Source organism: Vibrio sp. 1401 (assembly GCF_033340295.1).
Map to the genome: position 1 here is coordinate 1 of NZ_JAWOWF010000298.1, position 756 is coordinate 756.

At 49.3% G+C, this 756-nt stretch carries 1 protein-coding gene; it reads right to left on the bottom strand.

All coding sequences use genetic code 11. From position 1 onward, the window contains the following. Window positions 1–756 (bottom strand): alanine--tRNA ligase-related protein (locus R7Z77_RS25225; protein WP_318137028.1); only part of this gene is annotated, 756 nt, incomplete at both ends.

Genomic DNA, 756 nt, shown 5'->3' on the forward strand with positions numbered 1-756 from the left:
GTAGCAAGTGCGTTGCTGAGTGGTTTAGAGAGATAGCTGCGCGACGTTCTGCGTCAACGATAGTAGCGACTTCATCGCCTTTCGCTAGAACGCCTTCCGCCATAACACCGTGGTGTGCGATTGCGTTGCCTAGCTTTTGAGTATCTTCTACTCGGAATACACCAGCTTCAGTGCGGATTTCACCCGCATCACCACATTGACCGCCTGACTCAGCGTAGAATGGGGTTTCACCAAGCACAATGATCGCTTTGTCGCCAGCAGATAGAGAATCCACTTCGTTGCCTTCAACGAACATTGCCGCCACTGAGCTAGAGCCTTTTGTTCCAACGTAGCCACAGAATTCAGTTTGTGTATCAACTTTAATTGCTGCGTTGTAGTCTGTACCGAACTGACCCGCTTCACGCGCACGCTGACGCTGCTCTTCCATTGCTTTCTCGAAGCCTTCTTCGTCAATCGCGAACTCACGTTCACGCGCAACGTCGTTAGTCAAGTCAGCTGGGAAGCCGTAAGTATCGTAAAGTTTGAATACGGTTTCACCGTCGAGCACTTTACCATCTAAGTTATCTAGCGCTTCGTTTAGAATAGCCATACCGCGTTCAAGCGTACGACCGAAGTTTTCTTCTTCGATACGCAGTACTTTTTCTACGACAGCTTGCTGACGTTTCAGTTCTTCACCTGGTGTGCCCATGATGTCAGCTAGTACACGAACCAATTTGTGGAAGAATGCACCTTGTGCAGCTAGCTTGTTACCGTGAC